The organism is Kitasatospora sp. NPDC094028, from assembly GCF_049543595.1.
Taxonomy (GTDB): Bacteria; Actinomycetota; Actinomycetes; order Streptomycetales; family Streptomycetaceae; genus Kitasatospora.
On record NZ_JBMVFA010000007.1, the window covers coordinates 38,837 to 56,701 of the forward strand.

Below are 17,865 nucleotides of genomic sequence, written 5' to 3' on the forward strand. Positions count from 1 at the left end.
CTCGGGCCCTGTCCCCGGGCGGGTCAGGGGTCGTTCGTGGGCGGCCTACGGCTGTGCGGGCCCGCGTCGGGCGGGCGCCGCCGGGCTCAGCCCTGCGGCGGGCGGTCGGTGGGCGGGCGGTCGGCGGGCGGCGGCACGACCGGGCCCGGGGCGGCCGGCCCGGGGGCGGGCTGCCCGGCGGGCGGGGCGGCGGGCCACTGCTGCTGGGGCAGGGTCTGCGGGTAGCCGTACGGCGCGGGCTGCGGCTGCGCGGGCGGCTGCGGCGCGGGCGGCTGCGGCGGCCAGGCGGCGGGGGGCTGCTGCACCGGCTGCTGCTGGTACGGCTGCGGCGGCTGGGGCTGGTACGGCTGCGGCTGGGGCTGCTGCTGCCACGCGGGCTGGGCCGGCGGCTGCTGCGGCCAGGCGGCCTGCTGCTGGACCGGCGGCTGCGGCTGCTGGGCGGGGAAGTGGGTCGCCGGGACGGTCTGCAGGATCGACCAGTGCGGCTCCGCGGCCGCCGCCCCCTCCGGCTGCTCCCCCCACTTCGACTTGGCGAGCAGCAGGATCAGCGTCGCGCTGACGACCACGCCGAGCGCGAAGGTCGCGATCTTGAGCTGGCCCTCGGTGGTGTGGGTGAACCACTCGCGCTGCGGCTTGTCGAGCAGCGCGCCGGTCAGGCTGCGCACCCGGTTGTAGCCCTCGACGCCGGCGACACCGGCCGCCACGGCGAGTGCCCAGCCACGCCCGCGCAGCAGCAGGAGGCCCGCGATCAGGTACAGCAGGCCGTAGTTGAGGCTGCCGGTCTCGGCGTCCACGGAGGAGCCGCCGTAGTAGAAGATCCCCTCGACGTACGTGCCGAGGCCGACCTGGCCGAAGCAGTTGTACGCCGCCCAGCAGAGCAGCACCGCACCCCAGCCGACGGCGAGGCCGCCGGCCACGCGCATCGGACGCGTCTGTGTCATCCCGTTCCCCCGCCTCGCCCGTTCCGCCCCACGGCCGCTCGCCGACCCTCGGCTTTCGCCGCCACAGGATGCCACACCCCGCAACGGACCCGGAATTCCCCGGGTTCGGACGATCTCCGGGCCGTCCGATCGGTCAGCGCACGTGCAGCCCGCCCCAGTCGACGGTCGGCCCGAACGGACCGGCGCCGCCGGTGATGGCGAGCGGGCTGCGGTAGGTGGCGTTGACGTCGGCGGCGGAGTTGCGCGGCTGATCGGGGGTCAGGTTGTCGGCGGTGAGCGACTGCCCCCAGACCGTCCAGATCGTCCAGGGCGTGAGCCGGAGCGTGTCCGGCTGACGGGAGTTGACCGGGACGGCGAAGGACTCGGCGAGGATGCGCGGCTTCTCGTACGCGGCCAGCCCGTCGTAGTACCGCCTGGTCCAGGTCTCGCCGGTGCCGATCGGGTGCGCGGGGCTGCCGCTGTAGTCGTCCACCCCGACGACGTCGACGAACTGCGCCCCCGGGTAGTAGTCCCACGGGTCGACGCCGGGGGCGCCGTCCCAGGAGACCGGCGTCCAGACGAACAGCAGGTTGTGCAGGCCCCGGGTCTCCACCAGGTACTTGTAGGTGATCTTCCACAGCGCCTGGTAGTCGGCCGGCTTCTGCCCGGCCCACCAGAAGCGGCGCGAGCAGTCCAGCACGTTCATCTCGTGGTACGGGCGCAGCAGCACCGGCACGTCGTGGGCGGCCAGGTAGTCCAGGTGGTCGGCCAGGTAGGAGAGGTCGGTGATCAGCGACCGGTACTCGGGGGTGTCGTGCGCGGCGTCGACGACCCGGCCGAACCAGGCCGGGTCCTTGGCGGCCGGGGAGTTGGAGCAGAGCACCCGGTCGAAGGACTTGACGTCGGATCCGGGGTACGGCTGGTGGAAGCTCATGCCGACGATCCCGGCGGGCGCGCCGCCGTTGTCGGGCAGTTCGGTCATGCTGCCGTCGCAGTTGTGCTGGGCGCCGGCGAAGTCGTACGTGCCGTCGTCGGCGCGCGGGTGGCCGGACCAGACGGCCGCCATCAGGTCGACGGCGTCGTCGGTGTACTGCCAGCCGGCCCGGCAGGTGGGCCAGCGGCCGGCCGAGTAGGACCGCGGGTTGCCGACGCCCCAGGTGTTCTGGCCGTAGCCGGGGCCGAGGTCGGTCTCGACGAAGCCGGGCAGCTTGCCGGTGATGTCGGCGGCCTTCTTGTAGTAGTAGCCGACCTGCTTGGTGCCCCGGTAGTCGCCGTACTCGGGGTTGTTGCGCTCGTTGTGCGCCTCGACGTGCTGGCCGATGACCGTCCCGCCGCTCTTGCCGGTGCGGGCCTGCCGCTCCAGGTCGTCGAGGAACTGCTGGACGGCGCGGGCGTTCGGCGAGGCCAGCGGATCCCGGGCGACCAGTTCCTTGCCGACGTCCGGCGGCAGGGTCCGCCCGGGGGCGCCGACCGACACCTCCACCCGCGGCGGCTGCGGCTGCTCGTCGTCCGGCCGTCCGCCGTCGCGGTCCAGGACCACGAAGGCGCCCGCGGCGAGCACGACCGCCCCGGCCGCCGCGAGCACGGCGGGCTTTCCGCGCAGGGCTCTGGGCAGGGCCACGGACCACTCCTCCGGTTGCTCGCCGGCGCCGACCCCCACGGACGCAACCGGAACACGCGTACGACTGACTACGGCGAGAGCCTGCCACACTCCCCCGGCCCCGGCGAACGAACCCGCCGGGGGTGGGGGGAGGTCGTCGGCGCCGACCGGGCGTCGGCCGGCCGTCAGCCGGTCGGGCCGTCAGCCGGTCGGCGTGGCGGCCGGGGCCGCCGGGGCGCCGGGCGCCGCGTTGCCCGCGGCCTTGGCGCGCTGCAGCAGCTGGCCCTTCACGTGCTCCGCGAAGCCGCCCGCCGCCGCGGTCGCGGTGGCGTCCGCCGTGTTGCCGCCCTTCACCGAGCCCTCGACCGTGAAGTAGGCGTACCGGCCGATGACGTTGTGCGTGTTGGCGCAGCCCGGGTTCGCGCAGTAGGCCGGCGCGCCGGGGGCGGAGAGGCCCTTGAGCTGGCCGGCGTAGTTCTTCGTCGCGGTCTCGGCCTGGATCTTGTGGTCGAAGACCGCGACGCCGACCGTCACCGCGCTGTCGCCGGAGACGTACGTCGCCCGCAGCACCTTCTGGCAGCCCTGGTCGCCGAGGATCTTGCCGAGGCCGCCGGTCGTCGAGTTGCCGTCCCAGCAGGGCTGGTCGAGCGAGACGGTGGTGCGGTTCCAGGTCGCGCCGTTGATGTTCACCTGGGCCGCCGAGAACAGCGCGTTCGCGTCCTGCGGCGCCGGGTCGGTGCTGACGTCCCAGATCGGCTTGGACGGGTCGTCGCCGGCCCCGCCCTGGGTGGTCGCCGGAGCCGGCGACGGGGGCGTGCTGACGGGCGCGGTCGGGGCGGTGACCGGCTTCTTGGGGTCGTCGTGCTTGCCGTTCATCAGCACCACGCCGCCCGCGGCCAGGCCGCCCACCAGGACCACGGCAGCCGCGATGCCGATCACCTTGGTGCGGCGCTTGCGCTTGCCGTCCGCCTCGTTGCGGTCGGCCAGCGCCTCCCAGTCGGGCTCGGCGCGCGGGGGCCGCGGCTGCTGGACCGGCTGGGCCTGCGGCGGCTGGGGCTGGAACTGCTGGGCGGGCAGCGTCGGCTGGGCCTGCGGCTGCCACTGCGGCGCGGGCTGGGCCGGGGGCTGTTGCACCGGCTGCGGGGCCGCGGGCTGCGGGGCCGGAGGCTGCTGGACGGGCTGCGGGGCCGGGGGCTGCTGGACCGGCTGGGGCGCGGGCTGCGGCGGCACCGGCCCCGGCTGGGGCACCGGCGGGACGGGCTGCGCCACCGGCTGCGCGGGCGGCAGGACCGGCCCGTACGACGCCGGCGGCGGCCCGAAGCCCCCGCTCGGCGGCGGCACCGGCCCCGGCTGGTTCTGCGCGCTCCCCGCCCCGGCCGGGGGCGTCCCCTGCGGCCCCTGCCCAGGTGCGCCGAATCCGTCGCTCATGCGGCCCCCTCGCTGCCTCGTCGATCGCTCCGCGAGACGCGCACCCCTCGTGTCGCGGACCCGCCCGCTGCGCTCGCTCACATGTCGCCCAGATCGTAGGGCATCTCCCCGACGGACCGGCCTCCCGGTGACCGTTCCGTATCGAAACCAGGACGCGCCGGGCGCGCCCGAGGGCCCCTTGGGGCGGCCGCGCCGGACACCGCCGGTCATCGGCCCGACACACGGCGCCGCACTACATGTGGGGCCACATCAGTGAGACACCACAACATGTATGCTCACTCCTGCTGTCGACGCAGGGGAAGCCGGTGAGATTCCGGGACTGCCCCGCAGCGGTGTGCGGGCGCTCACACGAGCCGGGCCCGCAAGTCCGAGTACCTGCCGGCGGCGTGCGCCACGGCCCTCCCGCAGGGGCCGCGCGAGCACCAGCACCACCTTTCCGGGCCTCGCGGGCGGGCCGGGGAGACACCGTCGCGCGACGCCGTCCGCGTTCGCGCCGTGCTTCCCTGCCCCGAACGGCCCGGCGCCACCCGATCACGCCGCCGATCGCCGCCAGGAGAGAGCGCCTTGACCACCGCTGCCTCAGCCACCCTGCCCGCCCAGGGAACCGGTACCGCCTTCACCGACCAGACGGTCACCGACCCCGGTGGGGCGCTCCTTCGGCTGCTCACCGACCGCAGCGCCGACCTCACCGAGGTCGACCCCGGCCACGTCGCCGCCGCCGCGCTGCGCGGGCGCCACGCCGGCTCCGACTTCGCCGAGCTGCGCGGGCTGGCCGTCGACGCCGCCGCGTCGATGATCGCCGAGGACCCCCAGTACTCGAAGCTGGCCGCCCGCCTGCTCGCCCTGGAGATCGTCGACGAGGCCAACAGCCAGGGCTCGGTGTCCTTCTCCGCCTCCATCGCGGTCGGCCACGCCGAAGGCCTGATCGGCGACACCACCGCCGACTTCGTCGCCAAGCACGCCGCCGCCCTCGACGCCCTGATCGACGCCCACGGCGACGACCGCTTCGAGTACTTCGGCCTGCGCACCGTCCAGTCCCGCTACCTGCTGCGCCACCCGATCACCCGCAAGGTCATCGAGACCCCGCAGCACTTCCTGCTCCGCGTCGCCTGCGGCCTGGCGGTCGGCGACACCGAGCAGTCCGTGCGCGAGGTCGCCGAGCTGTACGGCCTGATGAGCCGCCTGGAGTACCTGACCTCCTCGCCGACGCTCTTCAACTCCGGCACCCGGCACCCGCAGATGAGCAGCTGCTACCTGCTCGACTCCCCGCTGGACAACCTGGACTCGATCTACAACCGCTACGCGCAGATCGCCCGCCTGTCCAAGCACGCCGGCGGCATCGGCCTGTCCTACTCGCGCATCCGCTCGCGCGGCAGCCTGATCCGCGGCACCAACGGCAAGTCCAACGGCATCGTGCCGTTCCTGCGCACCCTCGACTCCTCCGTCGCCGCCGTCAACCAGGGCGGCCGGCGCAAGGGCGCCGCGTGCGTCTACCTGGAGACCTGGCACGCCGACATCGAGGAGTTCCTGGAGCTCCGCGACAACACCGGCGAGGAAGCCCGCCGCACCCACAACCTCAACCTGGCGCACTGGATCCCGGACGAGTTCATGCGCCGCGTGAACGCCAACGCGGACTGGTCGCTGTTCTCCCCGGCCGACGTCCCCGAGCTGGTCGACCTGTGGGGCGAGGAGTTCGACCAGGCCTACCTCAAGGCCGAGCTGGCCGGCAAGGCCGTCCGCACCATCCCGGCGCAGACCCTGTACGCCCGCATGATGCGCACCCTGGCCCAGACCGGCAACGGCTGGATGACCTTCAAGGACGCCTCCAACCGCGCCGCCAACCAGACCGCGCTGCCGGGCCGCACGGTGCACTCGTCCAACCTGTGCACCGAGATCCTGGAGGTCACGGACGACTCCGAGACCGCCGTCTGCAACCTGGGGTCGGTCAACCTCGGTGCGCACGTGGCGGTCGGCGCCTCCGCCGACGACCTGCTCGGCGCCATGGACTGGGAGCGGCTGGACGCCACCGTGCGCACCGCCGTGACCTTCCTCGACCGCGTGGTGGACATCAACTTCTACCCGACGACCGAGGCGGGCACGTCGAACTCCCGCTGGCGGCCGGTCGGCCTCGGCGTGATGGGCCTGCAGGACGTCTTCTTCAAGCTGCGCCTCGACTTCGACTCCGCCGAGGCCAAGCAGCTGTCCACGCTCATCGCCGAGCGCATCATGCTCACCGCGTACGAGCGCTCCGCCGACCTGGCCGAGCAGCTGGGCCGCCACGAGGCGTACGGCGAGACCCGCGCCGCGCGTGGCGAGCTGCACATCGACCACTTCCCGAGCGCCGCCCCGCAGTGGGCCCCGCGCTGGGACGCGCTGCGGGCGCGAATCGCCGAGACCGGGCTGCGCAACTCGCTGCTGCTCGCCATCGCGCCGACCGCGACCATCGCCTCGATCGCCGGCGTGTACGAGTGCATCGAGCCGCAGGTGTCCAACCTGTTCAAGCGCGAGACGCTGAGCGGCGAGTTCCTGCAGGTCAACCCGTACCTGGTGCGCGAGCTCAAGGAGCTCGGCGTCTGGGACCAGCAGACCCGCGACGCGCTGCGCGACGCCAACGGCTCCGTCCAGGACTTCAACTGGCTGCCGGACGAGGTCCGTTCGCTGTACCGCACCGCGTGGGAGCTGCCGCAGCGCGCGCTCATCGACCTGGCCGCGGCCCGCATGCCGTACCTCGACCAGAGCCAGTCGCTGAACCTGTTCATGGCGGCGCCCACCATCGGCAAGCTCAGCTCGATGTACGCCTACGCGTGGAAGGTCGGTCTCAAGACCACCTACTACCTGCGCTCGCGCCCGGCCACCCGCATCGCCCAGGCCGCCTCCGGTGCCGCCCGCACCGCCGCGCCGCTGCCGACCCCCACCATGACCCAGGCCGAGCAGGACGCCATCGCCTGCTCCCTGGAGAACCCCGAGTCCTGCGAGGCCTGCCAGTAATGACTGCCGACGACCGCAAGATGCTGCTCGACCCCGGCTTCGAGCTGACGCTGCGCCCGATGCGCTACCCGTCGTTCTACGACCGGTACCGGGACGCGATCAAGAACACCTGGACCGTGGAGGAGGTGGACCTGCACTCCGACGTCGCCGACCTGGCGAAGCTCAGCGAGGGCGAGCGCCACCTCATCGGGCGGCTGGTCGCGTTCTTCGCGACCGGTGACTCGATCGTCGCGAACAACGTGGTGCTGAGCCTCTACAAGCACATCAACTCGCCCGAGGCGCGGCTGTACCTCTCGCGGCAGTTGTTCGAAGAGGCCGTCCATGTGCAGTTCTACCTGACGCTGCTGGACACGTACCTTCCGGACCCGGAGGACCGCAACGCGGCCTTCGCCGCGGTGGAGAACATCCCCTCCATCCACCAGAAGGCCCAGTTCTGCTTCAAGTACATGAACGCGGTCGACCACATCGACTCGCTGCAGACGAAGGAGGACAGGAGGGCGTTCCTGCTCAACCTGATCTGCTTCGCGGCGTGTGTCGAGGGCCTGTTCTTCTACGGCGCGTTCGCGTACGTGTACTGGTTCCGCAGCCGTGGCCTGCTGCACGGCCTGGCGACGGGGACGAACTGGGTGTTCCGCGACGAGTCCATGCACATGGACTTCGCGTTCTCGGTGGTCGACACCGTCCGCGAGGAGGAGCCCGACCTCTTCGACGACGAGATGGCCAAGCAGGTCACCGAGATGCTGGAGGAGGCCGTCGCGGCCGAGCTCCAGTTCGCCCAGGACCTGTGCGGTGACGGCCTCACCGGCATGAACACCGAGTCCATGCGCCAGTACCTGGAGGCCGTGGCCGACCAGCGCCTGGCCCGGCTGGGGATGCCGATCCGCTACGGCTCGACGAACCCGTTCGGCTTCATGGAGCTCCAGAACGTCCAGGAGCTGACCAACTTCTTCGAGCGCCGCGTGTCGGCCTACCAGGTCGCGGTCGAGGGCTCCGTCTCCTTCGACGACGACTTCTAAAGAAGAGCGAATGACAGAGGTGCCCCGCACGGCCACAGCCCGTGCGGGGCACCTCTGTTTACATCAGTCGGTCGAAAACTCCCCGCCCTTGACCCCAGCAAGGAACGAAGCCCAGGCATCAGCCGCGAAGAGCAGCGCCGGCCCATCCGGATCCTTGGAATCGCGCACCGGCACGACCCCGGCCGCACCACCGGCCACCTCGACGCAATCACCGCCCTGCCCGCTGTAACTGCTCTTGCGCCACTCCAACATGCTTACCTCTCCATTGCTTAGTGGTACATCTCCTGCCGTACCCGAGCGATCATGTCGAGACTGTCGGCCGGGCTCAAGGCGATCGATCGAAGCGAATCGAAGATCAACGTGTAGTCCTCAGTCTCCGCCGGCGTCTCCATGTAAAGCGTCCCCGTTCGATGTTCGACGCACACGACGTCGGAGTACGTCGGCACAGGGAAGCTGAAGAGCACGAACGACCCCATGAGTCCGGGATGAGCCCCTGCTCGGTCCGGCAGTATCTGCAGCTCGATGTTGGGCCGCTCAGCCATCTCCAGAAGCCGGTCAAGCTGCTGGCTCATGACCTTGACTCCGCCCACCTGGACTCTCAGCGCCGCTTCCCCTGCGATCACGCAAACACGCGGCGGGTCGGCGCGGTTCAACACCTCCTGCCGCGCAATCCGAGCCGTCACAAGGGCCTCCACCTCATCCTTGCTCAGCGTGGACGGCCGCGCCTGGAGTACGGCTCGGGCATAGTCCGGAGTCTGCAACAGCCCAGCCACCAGGACGTTTTGGAATGACCGGATGTAGTCAGCTGTCTCCTCATAGCCAATGAAGTCCGAGTACGACGGCCTCGCCAAACTCGCGCGCTGCACCCAGCCAGGCTCACGGCCACGCCGAGCCATGCCCACCAGATCCTCAACGTATGCCTGGTCGTCAACGCCGTAGAACGCCAACAGATCGCGCAGCTCGCCGAGCGAGATTCCCAATCTGGCGTTCTCAATCCGGCTGATCTTTGTCCGGTGGCAACCGATCCGCTGAGCCGCGTCTTCCGGCGTCTTGCCCGCCTCTTCTCTCAGCTTCACCAGCGCGGAAGCCAACCTTCGACGACGCACTGTCGGCCGCACATCGCTCACTTGACGCTCCTTCATGCCTGGATCGTGACCAGCGTACCGCCGCAGCCCAATCTTGGAACGAGTTCCAAAGTCTCAGTTGCGAACGGAACGCGAGCGGATGCAAACTACATCACGTAGTCGCTACATCACCACAGAGTGATCATGGCGGCTCTTCACCGGGCATCCCCATGCCTTCAGCCGCTCTCACCTGCACACTCCAGAGGTGGCCCCGCCATGCCTGAACAGACCTGCTGGCTCCCCCGGCACCGCAAGTCCCCCCGCGCCGCCCGGCAGGAGCTCCGCTCCTTCCTCCTCCCCCACCCCTCCGGCGAACTCCTGCTCCCCAAAGCCGAGTTGCTGGTCAGCGAGCTGGTCACCAACGCCGTCCAGCACGCCCGCGCCCCGCGCGACCGGCTGATCTTCGTCCGCTTCCACCTCTCCCCGGACCACACCCTCCGGATCGAGGTGCACGACACCGACAGCGAAAAGCCCACCCTCCGCGACGCCTCCGATGCCGACGAGGCCGGCCGAGGCCTCCTCCTCGTCCGCGAGTTGGCCGCTCAGTGGGGCTGCTGCCCCCGCCCGGGCGGCATCGGCAAGTTCGTGTGGTGCCACGTCACCGCCTCCCCCGAGGCGGCTGCCGCGTGAGCGCCGTCCAGGCCGTGATCAGCGGCATCATGGCGCCGACCCTCTTCCCCACCCTCGACCACGCGCTGCCTGTCCTGTGGGAGCGGGTCCGCGACCTCCCCATCCGCGAGGCCCACCGCGACCTGATCCGCCTCTGCATCGGCCCCGCCGGCGGCGAGGGCGTCGCCAACTGCCTCGCCCGCCACGGCAGCTGGAGCATCACCCTCTACGTGGGCAGCATGACCAGCTGGACCGCCCACCCCATCACCATCACCACCCACCGCCTCTGAACTCCCCCGCCCCGGCGATCACGCCGGGGCGGGGCGCCACAGCTCCGCGTAGGAAGTCGACCCCGCCGACTTCCTACGCACCACCCACCACCTCTGAACTCGCTCGTCCCCGCCTCGGCGCTCGCGCCGAGGCGGGGACGGCCACAACTCACCAGACCGATTTCTCGTTCTCGAAAGATCGAGTTCTTGACGCCACACCTGGAGGCTCGGGAACATCGATCGAGAAGCCAAGGGGAGGGAACAGCCTTGAAGCTGACCGAACTAGACAGCTCCTGCGACCACGGGCCTTGCCCGACGATCTACGCCACTGACACCGGGGAACTGGTCGTACAGGGGTTCAAGGTGGACGACCCGGAAGCGCTGGCCACCATGCAGCTTCCGGACACCGAGACAGCCGTACGAATCCCCGTCGATCTCCTGATGAGGGTTGCCCGTGACCATCTCTCCTGGCGCATTCGGCGCGCTCTTCGACAGCTTCCACCAGGAAGCGTTCCGGCTGGAGACACTGGACGACTACAGCAAGTCCGGCAACGTCGATGCCTATCAGGCGTTCCTGGCCGGGAGCCCGAAGCCCGCCGGCTACAACGCCAAGTGGCTGGCGCAGGTCCAGCGGAACAGCGACGCTGGCCGCCGGATGTACCGCGTCCACATCCTGGCCCGGCCTCTCACCCCGTACCTCCGATTCGAACTCGGCTGGGGATACCGAACCAACGCCACGGCTGGCGAGGAGTTCTTCATCCTCGACATCACGGAGCGGCCGAACCCCCTCGAAGGCGTTCCCGACTTCTGGATGTTCGACGAGTCCACGACCGTCTCGATGACCTATGACAACGAGGGAGGATTCCTCGGAGCAGAGGAAGAACCCGACGTGCAGAAGTGGGTCCAGTGGCGGGACATGGCCCTGAGCCACGCTGAACCGTTCCCCGACTGGTGGGAGCGGCACGGCAGTAAGTGAGAGGGAACATCGGCAGCACGCTGCGGGAACTGCGAAAGGCCAGCGGGAAAGAGGCCAAAGCAGTCGCCCGCAGCGCTGCCATGTCTCCGTCCAAGCTGAGTCGCATCGAAACGGGGAAGATCGCCCCGACAGCAATGGACGTGGACCGCATCCTCGCGGCGATCGGGGTGTCCGATGAAGTCCGGGCCGGATTGGTCGAGACAGCCCGTCGCGAAGCTACCGAGGCCACGGCGTGGCGCCTGTACCGCCGCAGCGGCTTCCACTTGCACCAGGATGCCATCCGCTCCGTGGAAGCCGAGACTACCGTTCAACGGGTCTTCCAACCCTCCTGCTTCCCTGGCTTGTGCCAGACACCGGAGTACGTCCGGGCGATCCTCAGTACGAAGGGCCTGACTGAGGAGGTACTGTCACGGACCATCGGTGCCAGGCTCCGACGCCAAGCCGTGCTCTTCGACTCCTCCAAGTCATTCCGCTACCTGATCACGGAATCGGTGCTTCGGTGGCGGCTCGTCTCCCCACCTGAGATGGCCGTCCAACTGGACCGACTCATCGCTCTCTCCCGTCTCCCCAACGTCTGGATCGGCATCGTGCCGCTCTCCACCTCCATGACTGAAGCATCGTCCTCATCCTTCGTCGTCTACGACAACCGAATGGTAATCGTAGAAATCCCCCATGCGGAAATCACCACAAGTGAGCCGAGGGATGTGGAGCTCTACCTGGATCGGTTCGGGCGATTCGAGGTCAAGGCCCTTGCCGGTGACGCCATGCGGGAGATGGCAGGAACCATCCGGGACGAGTTCTTGGCAGAACAGGAAGGCAGCTTCGATGGATAACGAGCAGGTAGCGTGGCAGGACGCCAAAACTCTTCGCGGAATAGGCATGAACGCGAAGCAGGTTGAGCTGGCGGCCCTTGAGCAGACCTCAACGGAACTCCGCTACTTCCTGCCGACCATGATCACCGGGCTCCTCGCGACGCCGGAGTACGTCGGCGCGAGCCTGGCTCTGATCCCTGGCGACCACTCGAAGGTCATCGCCAAGAAACTCGAACGGCAGGCCATACTCCGCGACACAAGCAAGAGCTTCACCTTCATCCTGACCGAGCAGGCCTGCCTCTGGCCGCTGGTGCCGACACAGGCCATGGCCACGCAACTCGACCACCTGGCCTCGATCTCCCGGCTGCCGAACGTCCGGCTCGGAGTCATTCCCCTGGCAGGACACATGCCGAAAGCTCCGATGAGCGTCTTCACCGTGTACGACGATTCCCTGGCCACCATTGAGACAGCCGGCGGTGTGCTCGTGTTCCGCGACTCCCAGGAAATCCAGGCGCACTTGGATACGTTCCGGACCTTCGAGCGGTACTCGCTCTGGAATGAGAACGCTCGGGCCAAGCTGAACGAGTGGGCTTCCCGCCATCGAGAGGCGCCTCAGGGGCTCCGTCGATAGCCAAGTCATCCGACGCAGGAAGTCGGCCTGTCCGACTTCCTGCGCGCGCATTCGACAAAAGGAGGTCGGGACGAGTTCTTTCCGGAACAGGAAAGCGTGCAGCAACGGGCCCCAACTCCCCGTAATTTGGTGACTCGCCGAGACGATCCGCGAGCCACGGGAGCCCTTCATGCCTGATTCCGGTTCCGCACAGCCGACCAGCACTCAACAGCGTCGTACGCATGCGGAACTCATGGCGCGGATCAATGACAATCCGATCCGCAAGGACCTCACCACCGGGCGACTCGTCGAACTCGTGGGCGCCGAGGACGGGCGGGCGCTCGTTCGGCCGCTGTTCGAGCCTGACGCGCCGGCGCGTCAGGTGCCCGTGGACCAGCTCACCACTCGCATCAGCCTCTGGCGCTGATCACTTCTCCCCCAATCTTCCGCCCAAGTCCTGGGCGGGGCGGGGCCTTTCCGTACCCCGAAGCGAAGCACCGGAAGGTACAGACGATGACCGAACGCAATCTGTACGAACTCGACCTCTCCCGTGTCGAGTTCAACCGCGCGTGCGGCGGCAACCAGGGAGGGGGTGACGACGGCAGCGAGACCTGCGTGACCCTCGGCCTGGTCGAGCGCGGCGTCTACGCCCTGGGCGACAGCAAGCGCCCCGACCGCGAACCGCTGCTGTTCACCGCCGAGGAGCTGACCAGCGCCGGGATCGACCCGGCGCGGTTCGGGCTGTCCGTCTGAGAACCCGAAGCCCCGGCCGCCCGCAGCGGGCGGCCGGGGCACAGACCAGGAGCAGCGACGTGCACTTCCACGGCTACGAATGGGCCGGTGACGGGCGGCTGTTGGCGAAGGAGTCCGAGCGCCGGCCGCTCGACAACAGCGGCTTCGGCCTCTCCGAGCTGCCGCCGATGATGACCGGCTGGTGGCTGCTGCGCCCCGCCTCCCAGGTGCGCGGCACCTGGCACACCCCCACCGACGCCGCCGACTGGCTGGCCGCCCGCTACGCCGAGCACACCCCGCACGGCGACCCCTGGCTGCCGATCGCAGCCCGCCGGCAGCGCGCCATCGAGCAACTCGCAGACGGCGCCGACGTGTTGTGGTCCCGCTGGGTGTCCGACAGCCGCTGGTCCGGCCACTACGCGATCGCCTGCCCGAACAAGACCTGGCCGACCATCCCCTGCCCCACCCCGCCGCCCCCCTGAAGCGCTCAGGCCAGGGAGTCGATCCAGGCGGTCAGGCGCCGGCCCTGGACGGCCATGACCTCCGGGTCCCGCAGCGCATTGGTGAGCACGGACATCCCCTGGTAGGCGGCGACGAGTTCGATCGCCAGCTCGCGAGCATCGTCGGCGCGCCCCAGCTGCGCGAACTGGCCGGCGGCCCAGTCGATCAGGGCCCGCAGGACATCAGCAGCGGCGCCGTCCAGCCCGTCGTCGCGCTTGTCGAGCTCGACGGCCAGGGTGCCGAACGGGCAGCCGTACCTGGCGGCGGTCTCGCGCTGGCCGACCCAGCCGTCGACGAGGGCCTTGAGGCGTTCGGCAGGCTCCGGGAGCCGGTCGAGCTCTTCGGTGATGACGGCCAGCCGGTCGCGGTGAGCGCCCAGGGCGGCCTCGACGAGCTGGTCCTTCGTCTTGAAGTAGTAGTAGACGTTGCCCAGCGGTACGTCCGCCGCCGCAGCGATGTCGCCGAGGGTGGTGCGCTCCACGCCCTGCCGGTGGAACACCTCCGCCGCGGCCGCCGCCAGTCGTTCGCGCTTGCCGCCGCGGGTCTTCGCGGGCTTCGCCGCGCCATCTGAGTCAGTCACCTGACTGAGGATAGACAGGACCCCCACCACCCCGCTACCGTACTTCTCAGTTAGCCAACTGACTCACTGACTTGGGGAGAATCATGATCGTCGTGACGGGTGCCACCGGGAACGTCGGCCGCACGCTGGTGCGCATGCTCACCGAAGCCGGACACCAGGTGACCGCCGTAGCCCGCCGGATCGGCCAGGCCGACGTCCCGGCCGACGCACAAACCGGCGTCCGCGCGGTCGCCGCCGACCTCGGCGAACCGGCGAGCCTGCGGCCGGCGCTGGACGGGGCGAAGGCGCTGTTCCTGCTGGTCGCCGGGGACGACCCGGCCGGGCTGCTGGAGCAGGCGAAGCGGGCGGGCGTCGCGCGGGTGGTGCTGCTGTCCTCCCAGGGCGTGGGCACCCGGCCCGGCCCGGCCTACGCGCACGCCGCCGGGTTCGAGCAGGCCGTGGCCGCCGCCGGGCTGGAGTACACGGTCCTGCGCTCGGGCGGTCTGGCCTCCAACGCGTTCGCCTGGGCCGGGCCGATCCGCGAACACCGCACCGCCGCCGCGCCGTTCGCCGAGGTCGGCCTGCCGTTCGTCGACCCGGACGACGTCGCCGCGGTGGCGGCAGCCGTCCTGACCGGCGCCGGCCACCACGGCGCCACCTACGTGCTCACCGGCCCCGCGCCGACCACGCCCCGCCAGCGCGCGGAGGCCATCGCCTCGGCGATCGGCGCGCCGGTGACGTTCGTCGAGCAGACGCGCGAGCAGGCGCACGCCCAGCTGTCGGAGTTCGTCCCCGCCCCCGTGGTGGAGGGCACGCTGGCCATCCTCGGCGAGCCGACACCGGAGGAGCGGGCCGTCAGCCCGCACGTGGCGCGGATCCTGGGCCGCCCTGCCACCCCGTTCGCCGCCTGGGCCGCCCGCAACGCCGCCGTCTTCCGCTGAAGCCCGGGCTCAGGGGGTCAAGGCGCCAGCAGGGTGGCGAGGGCCGTGCGCAGGAGGAAGGCCTCGGCGCGGTCCCAGGACCAGCCGTTCTCGGCGATCAGGGTGCGCCAGCCGCCCGGGCCGAACCAGAACCACAGCAGGTCCGCCGTCTCCTCCTCCGAACCTTCGAGGGCCGCGACAACATGCAGGTGGCGCGCGGCCTCCCGCAGCGCGGCGCGGTAGTCGGCGGTGGCGCGCTCCCACAGGGCCTCGCCGTCCTCGTGCGACGGCAGCGCCTTGTGGATCGCCTCGTGGACGGTGAACATGCGCTCGTTCCCGGCCCGGGTGCCGCGGGCCAGCGCCCGGAGCGCGGCCTCCGGGCGCCGCTCGGCGAGCACGGCGCGCATCGTCTCCTCCTCGCCGGAGGCCCGTACGGCGGTGTCGACGATCTCGTTGAGGATGTCGCCCTTGCTCCCGGCGCTCGCGAAGACGGCCTTCGAGGAGACGCCCGCCTCGGCCGCGATGTCCGCGACGGTCACCCGCCCGTAGCCGCGTTCGGCGAACAGCCGGGTCGCCGCCTGGAGGATCTGCGCGCGCGTCTGGGCGGCGGCCTGCTCGCGCCGGGGCGAGACGTAGCTGCGTTTGGGGGTCGGCATGGGGCAAAGCGTAGTCGCGGGAATGCCAGACCTATTCAATAGGTTCCATGTAACCTGAATGTCGGTCAGGGCGGCCCCCCGCCCCAGGACCACACCCCGCGCACGAGAGGAACCGAACCGATGGGAATGTCAGCCGAGGACGCGGCCCGCGGCCTCTTCACCGTCCTGGCGACCGGAGACGCGGCACTGGCCGCCGCCGTCGTGCACCCGGACTTCTTCAACCGCCAGGCGGTCGTCTCCCCCGCCACCAGCTCGCTTCCCGGGCCCGCCGGCGTGCTGGCCTCCGGCGCGTGGCTGCGCGCCGCCTTCACCGACCTGAGCTTCCCCGTCACCGACGTGGTCCACGACGGCGACCAGGTGTGGATCCGCCTGCACATGCGGGGCCGGCACACCGGCCCGTTCGTCCGCTACCGCGACGGCGAGCTCGACCAGGCGATCCCGCCCACCGGGGTCGAGATCGACACCGAGCAGGTCCACATCCTGCACCTGCGCGACGGCAGGATCGTCCGGCACGAGGCGGTCCGCGACGACGTCACCCTGTTCGCACAGCTCGGCATCCTTCCCCCCGACCCCACCGCCGCCCAGCGCATCCAGGACTGGCACGCGGGCGGCGACGCCGCCCGCGCCGCAGTCCGGATCGCCGAGGCGGCCCAGCAGGCGGCAGCCGCCGCGGCCTGACGAGCGCGACCAGGTGATCACCCCTCGGCAGACCGCCGCCGAGGGGTGATCACCCTGAGACGGCGGGGCAGAACCGCTCAGGGGCGGTTCAGGGTTGATCCCGATACCGGCGGCGCCCGGGCAGCGGCCAGGATCGATCACGTCGTCAGGAGGCCGCCCGGCCGGCCGATCACCCCACGGAGTGTCACATGAAGCCCCTCGCCCGCCGCGCCGCCGCCCTCGGGCTCGCCTGCTCCGCCCTCGTCGGCCTCACCGCCGTCTCGGCCGGCCAGGCGTTCGCAGCGGACGGAAGCACCGCCGGCGCGGCGGCCTTCCCGCCGCTGAACCCCGCCGCGCTGGAGGCCGCCATCCGGACGCAGCCCGGCGACGGCTCCTCGGGGGCGATCGTCCGGGTCGCCGAGCCCGGCCGGCTGTGGAAGGGCTCGACCGTCGACGGCCAGACCGGCCGGAAGATCCCCGAGAACGCCCACTTCCACGCGGGCAGCATCTCCAAGGTCTTCGAGACCACCGTCATCCTCCAGCTCGCCGCCGAGGGCCGGATCGACCTCGACCAGACCGTCCAGCACTACATGCCCGGCCTGCTCCCCGAAGGCTTCGCCCCGATCACCGTCCGACAGCTGGTCAACTACACCAGCGGCCTGCCGAACGTGGACGAGGGCAAGCCCCCCGTGAGCGCCGACGACACCATCGCGGGCCGCTACGCCTACCGCACCTTCGACCAGGTCATCCAGGACACCCTGCGCCCTGACGGCCGCCCGGGGCCCGGCAAGCACTTCGACCCGGGCACCAAGCAGGAGTACAACTCGCTCGGCTTCCGGATCGCCGGCAAGCTCATCGAGCAGATCACCGGCAACTCCTACAAGGACGAGGTCACCAGCCGCATCCTGGAGCCGCTGCACCTGGACCAGACCTCGGTGCCCGAGGACGACCCCGAGATGCCGCGCCCGTACCTGCACGGCTACATGACCGACGGCAGCGGCCGGGCGGTGGACGTCAGCGAGCAGGGCGGCGACCCGTCCAACATGATCTCCACCCCCGCCGACCTCGACCACTTCCTCACCGCCCTGCTCCAGGGCCGGCTGCTGCCCGCCGCCCAGCAGGAGGAACTGTTCACCATCCCCAAGGGCGACGACGGCAAGCCCGTCCCGTTCATCGGCGGCACCTCCTGCAACAAGGTGGCCTGCTTCGGCGCCGGCCTGATGTCCACCCCGCTGCCGAACGGCACCGTGCTCTGGGGCAAGACCGGCCACGACGACGGCTACGCCAACGGCATGTTCGCCACCCGCGACCTGTCGGTCCGCGCCGTCTACTCGGTCTCCAACCTCGGCCTCGACTTCGCCGCCCCCACCCCGCTGTCCAACCGCCTCCTCGGAGCCGTCCTGAACCCCACCACCCCGAAGCACTGAGGCACTGATCACCGCGAGCGCAGCACGGACGGGCGAGGGCCCGACCGGAAACCCGGTCGGG

The 17,865-nt window shown here is 70.7% G+C and carries 20 protein-coding genes and 1 riboswitch; of the genes, 13 read left to right on the forward strand and 7 right to left on the reverse strand.

Annotated elements, in window-relative coordinates; translation table 11 throughout:
• Window positions 1-86 precede the first annotated feature (86 nt).
• The 3 genes from ACPC54_RS13585 to ACPC54_RS13595 all read right to left on the reverse strand — a co-directional run bounded on the left by ACPC54_RS13585 (window position 87) and on the right by ACPC54_RS13595 (window position 3,948).
• Window positions 87-941 carry a hypothetical protein gene (locus ACPC54_RS13585; RefSeq protein WP_498964532.1) on the reverse strand — a complete coding sequence of 285 codons (855 nt, stop codon included), beginning with the start codon at window positions 939-941 and terminating at the stop codon, window positions 87-89.
• Window positions 942-1,074: 133 nt separating this feature from the next.
• Entirely contained in the window at window positions 1,075-2,541 is a 1,467-nt protein-coding gene (locus tag ACPC54_RS13590; protein WP_498964534.1) for a glycoside hydrolase family 26 protein, read from the reverse strand.
• Between the two features lie 180 nt (window positions 2,542-2,721).
• Complete coding sequence (locus ACPC54_RS13595; RefSeq protein WP_498964536.1) at window positions 2,722-3,948, reverse strand: flagellar basal body-associated FliL family protein; 1,227 nt, start codon at window positions 3,946-3,948, stop codon at window positions 2,722-2,724.
• Window positions 3,949-4,213: 265 nt separating this feature from the next.
• Window positions 4,214-4,345: riboswitch (cobalamin riboswitch) on the forward strand.
• A gap of 191 nt (window positions 4,346-4,536) precedes the next feature.
• Between ACPC54_RS13595 and ACPC54_RS13600 the strand changes: the two genes are divergently transcribed.
• A complete protein-coding gene (locus ACPC54_RS13600) occupies window positions 4,537-6,936 on the forward strand; it encodes a ribonucleoside-diphosphate reductase subunit alpha (protein ID WP_498964929.1) in 2,400 nt (799 codons plus the stop codon).
• Entirely contained in the window at window positions 6,936-7,952 is a 1,017-nt protein-coding gene (locus tag ACPC54_RS13605) for a ribonucleotide-diphosphate reductase subunit beta (protein ID WP_498964538.1), read from the forward strand. The genes ACPC54_RS13600 and ACPC54_RS13605 overlap by 1 nt, the downstream gene beginning before the upstream one ends.
• Window positions 7,953-8,015: 63 nt before the next feature.
• Here the strand turns inward: ACPC54_RS13605 and ACPC54_RS13610 are convergent, their stop codons facing one another.
• Window positions 8,016-8,204, reverse strand: coding sequence for a DUF397 domain-containing protein (locus tag ACPC54_RS13610; RefSeq protein WP_498964540.1), 189 nt, complete (start codon window positions 8,202-8,204; stop codon window positions 8,016-8,018).
• 17 nt (window positions 8,205-8,221) lie between these two features.
• On the reverse strand, window positions 8,222-9,094 hold the full coding sequence (locus tag ACPC54_RS13615) for a helix-turn-helix domain-containing protein (RefSeq protein WP_498964542.1): 873 nt from the start codon (window positions 9,092-9,094) through the stop codon (window positions 8,222-8,224).
• A 198-nt stretch (window positions 9,095-9,292) separates the two neighbouring features.
• On the opposite strand from ACPC54_RS13615, the gene ACPC54_RS13620 reads away from it, so the two are divergent.
• The 8 genes from ACPC54_RS13620 to ACPC54_RS13655 all read left to right on the forward strand — a co-directional run bounded on the left by ACPC54_RS13620 (window position 9,293) and on the right by ACPC54_RS13655 (window position 13,566).
• Window positions 9,293-9,706 (forward strand): ATP-binding protein, encoded by a 414-nt coding sequence (locus ACPC54_RS13620; protein WP_498964544.1) that lies wholly within the window; start codon window positions 9,293-9,295, stop codon window positions 9,704-9,706.
• On the forward strand, window positions 9,703-9,975 hold the full coding sequence (locus tag ACPC54_RS13625; protein WP_498964546.1) for a hypothetical protein: 273 nt from the start codon (window positions 9,703-9,705) through the stop codon (window positions 9,973-9,975). The genes ACPC54_RS13620 and ACPC54_RS13625 overlap by 4 nt, the downstream gene beginning before the upstream one ends.
• A gap of 433 nt (window positions 9,976-10,408) precedes the next feature.
• A complete protein-coding gene (locus ACPC54_RS13630; protein WP_498964548.1) occupies window positions 10,409-10,930 on the forward strand; it encodes a DUF6879 family protein in 522 nt (173 codons plus the stop codon).
• Window positions 10,927-11,763 carry a helix-turn-helix domain-containing protein gene (locus ACPC54_RS13635; protein ID WP_498964550.1) on the forward strand — a complete coding sequence of 279 codons (837 nt, stop codon included), beginning with the start codon at window positions 10,927-10,929 and terminating at the stop codon, window positions 11,761-11,763. Before ACPC54_RS13630 ends, ACPC54_RS13635 begins: the two co-directional genes overlap by 4 nt.
• Entirely contained in the window at window positions 11,756-12,373 is a 618-nt protein-coding gene (locus tag ACPC54_RS13640) for a DUF5753 domain-containing protein (protein ID WP_498964552.1), read from the forward strand. The genes ACPC54_RS13635 and ACPC54_RS13640 overlap by 8 nt, the downstream gene beginning before the upstream one ends.
• Window positions 12,374-12,542: 169 nt before the next feature.
• Entirely contained in the window at window positions 12,543-12,779 is a 237-nt protein-coding gene (locus ACPC54_RS13645; RefSeq protein ID WP_498964554.1) for a hypothetical protein, read from the forward strand.
• An 86-nt stretch (window positions 12,780-12,865) separates the two neighbouring features.
• Window positions 12,866-13,105: a DUF397 domain-containing protein gene (locus tag ACPC54_RS13650; RefSeq protein ID WP_498964555.1), complete on the forward strand. Its 240-nt coding sequence runs from the start codon at window positions 12,866-12,868 to the stop codon at window positions 13,103-13,105.
• A gap of 59 nt (window positions 13,106-13,164) precedes the next feature.
• The gene (locus ACPC54_RS13655; protein ID WP_498964557.1) at window positions 13,165-13,566 is read left to right on the forward strand and encodes a hypothetical protein; all 402 of its coding nucleotides are present in this window, start codon (window positions 13,165-13,167) and stop codon (window positions 13,564-13,566) included.
• Between the two features lie 5 nt (window positions 13,567-13,571).
• Here ACPC54_RS13655 and ACPC54_RS13660 read toward each other — a convergent pair whose 3' ends face one another.
• Window positions 13,572-14,165 (reverse strand): TetR/AcrR family transcriptional regulator, encoded by a 594-nt coding sequence (locus ACPC54_RS13660; RefSeq protein WP_498964559.1) that lies wholly within the window; start codon window positions 14,163-14,165, stop codon window positions 13,572-13,574.
• Between the two features lie 83 nt (window positions 14,166-14,248).
• On the opposite strand from ACPC54_RS13660, the gene ACPC54_RS13665 reads away from it, so the two are divergent.
• Window positions 14,249-15,085: an SDR family oxidoreductase gene (locus ACPC54_RS13665; protein WP_498964561.1), complete on the forward strand. Its 837-nt coding sequence runs from the start codon at window positions 14,249-14,251 to the stop codon at window positions 15,083-15,085.
• Between the two features lie 17 nt (window positions 15,086-15,102).
• Here ACPC54_RS13665 and ACPC54_RS13670 read toward each other — a convergent pair whose 3' ends face one another.
• Window positions 15,103-15,720, reverse strand: a complete 618-nt coding sequence (locus ACPC54_RS13670) for a TetR/AcrR family transcriptional regulator (RefSeq protein WP_498964563.1) — start codon at window positions 15,718-15,720, stop codon at window positions 15,103-15,105.
• A gap of 120 nt (window positions 15,721-15,840) precedes the next feature.
• Between ACPC54_RS13670 and ACPC54_RS13675 the strand changes: the two genes are divergently transcribed.
• On the forward strand, window positions 15,841-16,398 hold the full coding sequence (locus ACPC54_RS13675) for an ester cyclase (RefSeq protein ID WP_498964565.1): 558 nt from the start codon (window positions 15,841-15,843) through the stop codon (window positions 16,396-16,398).
• Window positions 16,399-16,586: 188 nt separating this feature from the next.
• The gene (locus tag ACPC54_RS13680; RefSeq protein WP_498964567.1) at window positions 16,587-17,804 is read left to right on the forward strand and encodes a serine hydrolase domain-containing protein; all 1,218 of its coding nucleotides are present in this window, start codon (window positions 16,587-16,589) and stop codon (window positions 17,802-17,804) included.
• Window positions 17,805-17,865: the final 61 nt, after the last annotated feature.

Excerpts from the sequence above, each read along its gene's own strand:
- ACPC54_RS13610 (WP_498964540.1), bottom strand. The coding sequence starts at position 8,204 with ATGTTGGAGTGGCGCAAGAGCAGTTACAGCGGGCAGGGCGGTGATTGC.
- ACPC54_RS13640 (WP_498964552.1), top strand. The coding sequence starts at position 11,756 with ATGGATAACGAGCAGGTAGCGTGGCAGGACGCCAAAACTCTTCGCGGA.
- ACPC54_RS13650 (WP_498964555.1), top strand. The coding sequence starts at position 12,866 with ATGACCGAACGCAATCTGTACGAACTCGACCTCTCCCGTGTCGAGTTC.
- ACPC54_RS13595 (WP_498964536.1), bottom strand. The coding sequence starts at position 3,948 with ATGAGCGACGGATTCGGCGCACCTGGGCAGGGGCCGCAGGGGACGCCC.
- ACPC54_RS13585 (WP_498964532.1), bottom strand. The coding sequence starts at position 941 with ATGACACAGACGCGTCCGATGCGCGTGGCCGGCGGCCTCGCCGTCGGC.
- ACPC54_RS13605 (WP_498964538.1), top strand. The coding sequence starts at position 6,936 with ATGACTGCCGACGACCGCAAGATGCTGCTCGACCCCGGCTTCGAGCTG.
- ACPC54_RS13665 (WP_498964561.1), top strand. The coding sequence starts at position 14,249 with ATGATCGTCGTGACGGGTGCCACCGGGAACGTCGGCCGCACGCTGGTG.
- ACPC54_RS13615 (WP_498964542.1), bottom strand. The coding sequence starts at position 9,094 with ATGAAGGAGCGTCAAGTGAGCGATGTGCGGCCGACAGTGCGTCGTCGA.
- ACPC54_RS13675 (WP_498964565.1), top strand. The coding sequence starts at position 15,841 with ATGGGAATGTCAGCCGAGGACGCGGCCCGCGGCCTCTTCACCGTCCTG.
- ACPC54_RS13620 (WP_498964544.1), top strand. The coding sequence starts at position 9,293 with ATGCCTGAACAGACCTGCTGGCTCCCCCGGCACCGCAAGTCCCCCCGC.
- ACPC54_RS13670 (WP_498964563.1), bottom strand. The coding sequence starts at position 15,720 with ATGCCGACCCCCAAACGCAGCTACGTCTCGCCCCGGCGCGAGCAGGCC.
- ACPC54_RS13680 (WP_498964567.1), top strand. The coding sequence starts at position 16,587 with ATGAAGCCCCTCGCCCGCCGCGCCGCCGCCCTCGGGCTCGCCTGCTCC.
- ACPC54_RS13645 (WP_498964554.1), top strand. The coding sequence starts at position 12,543 with ATGCCTGATTCCGGTTCCGCACAGCCGACCAGCACTCAACAGCGTCGT.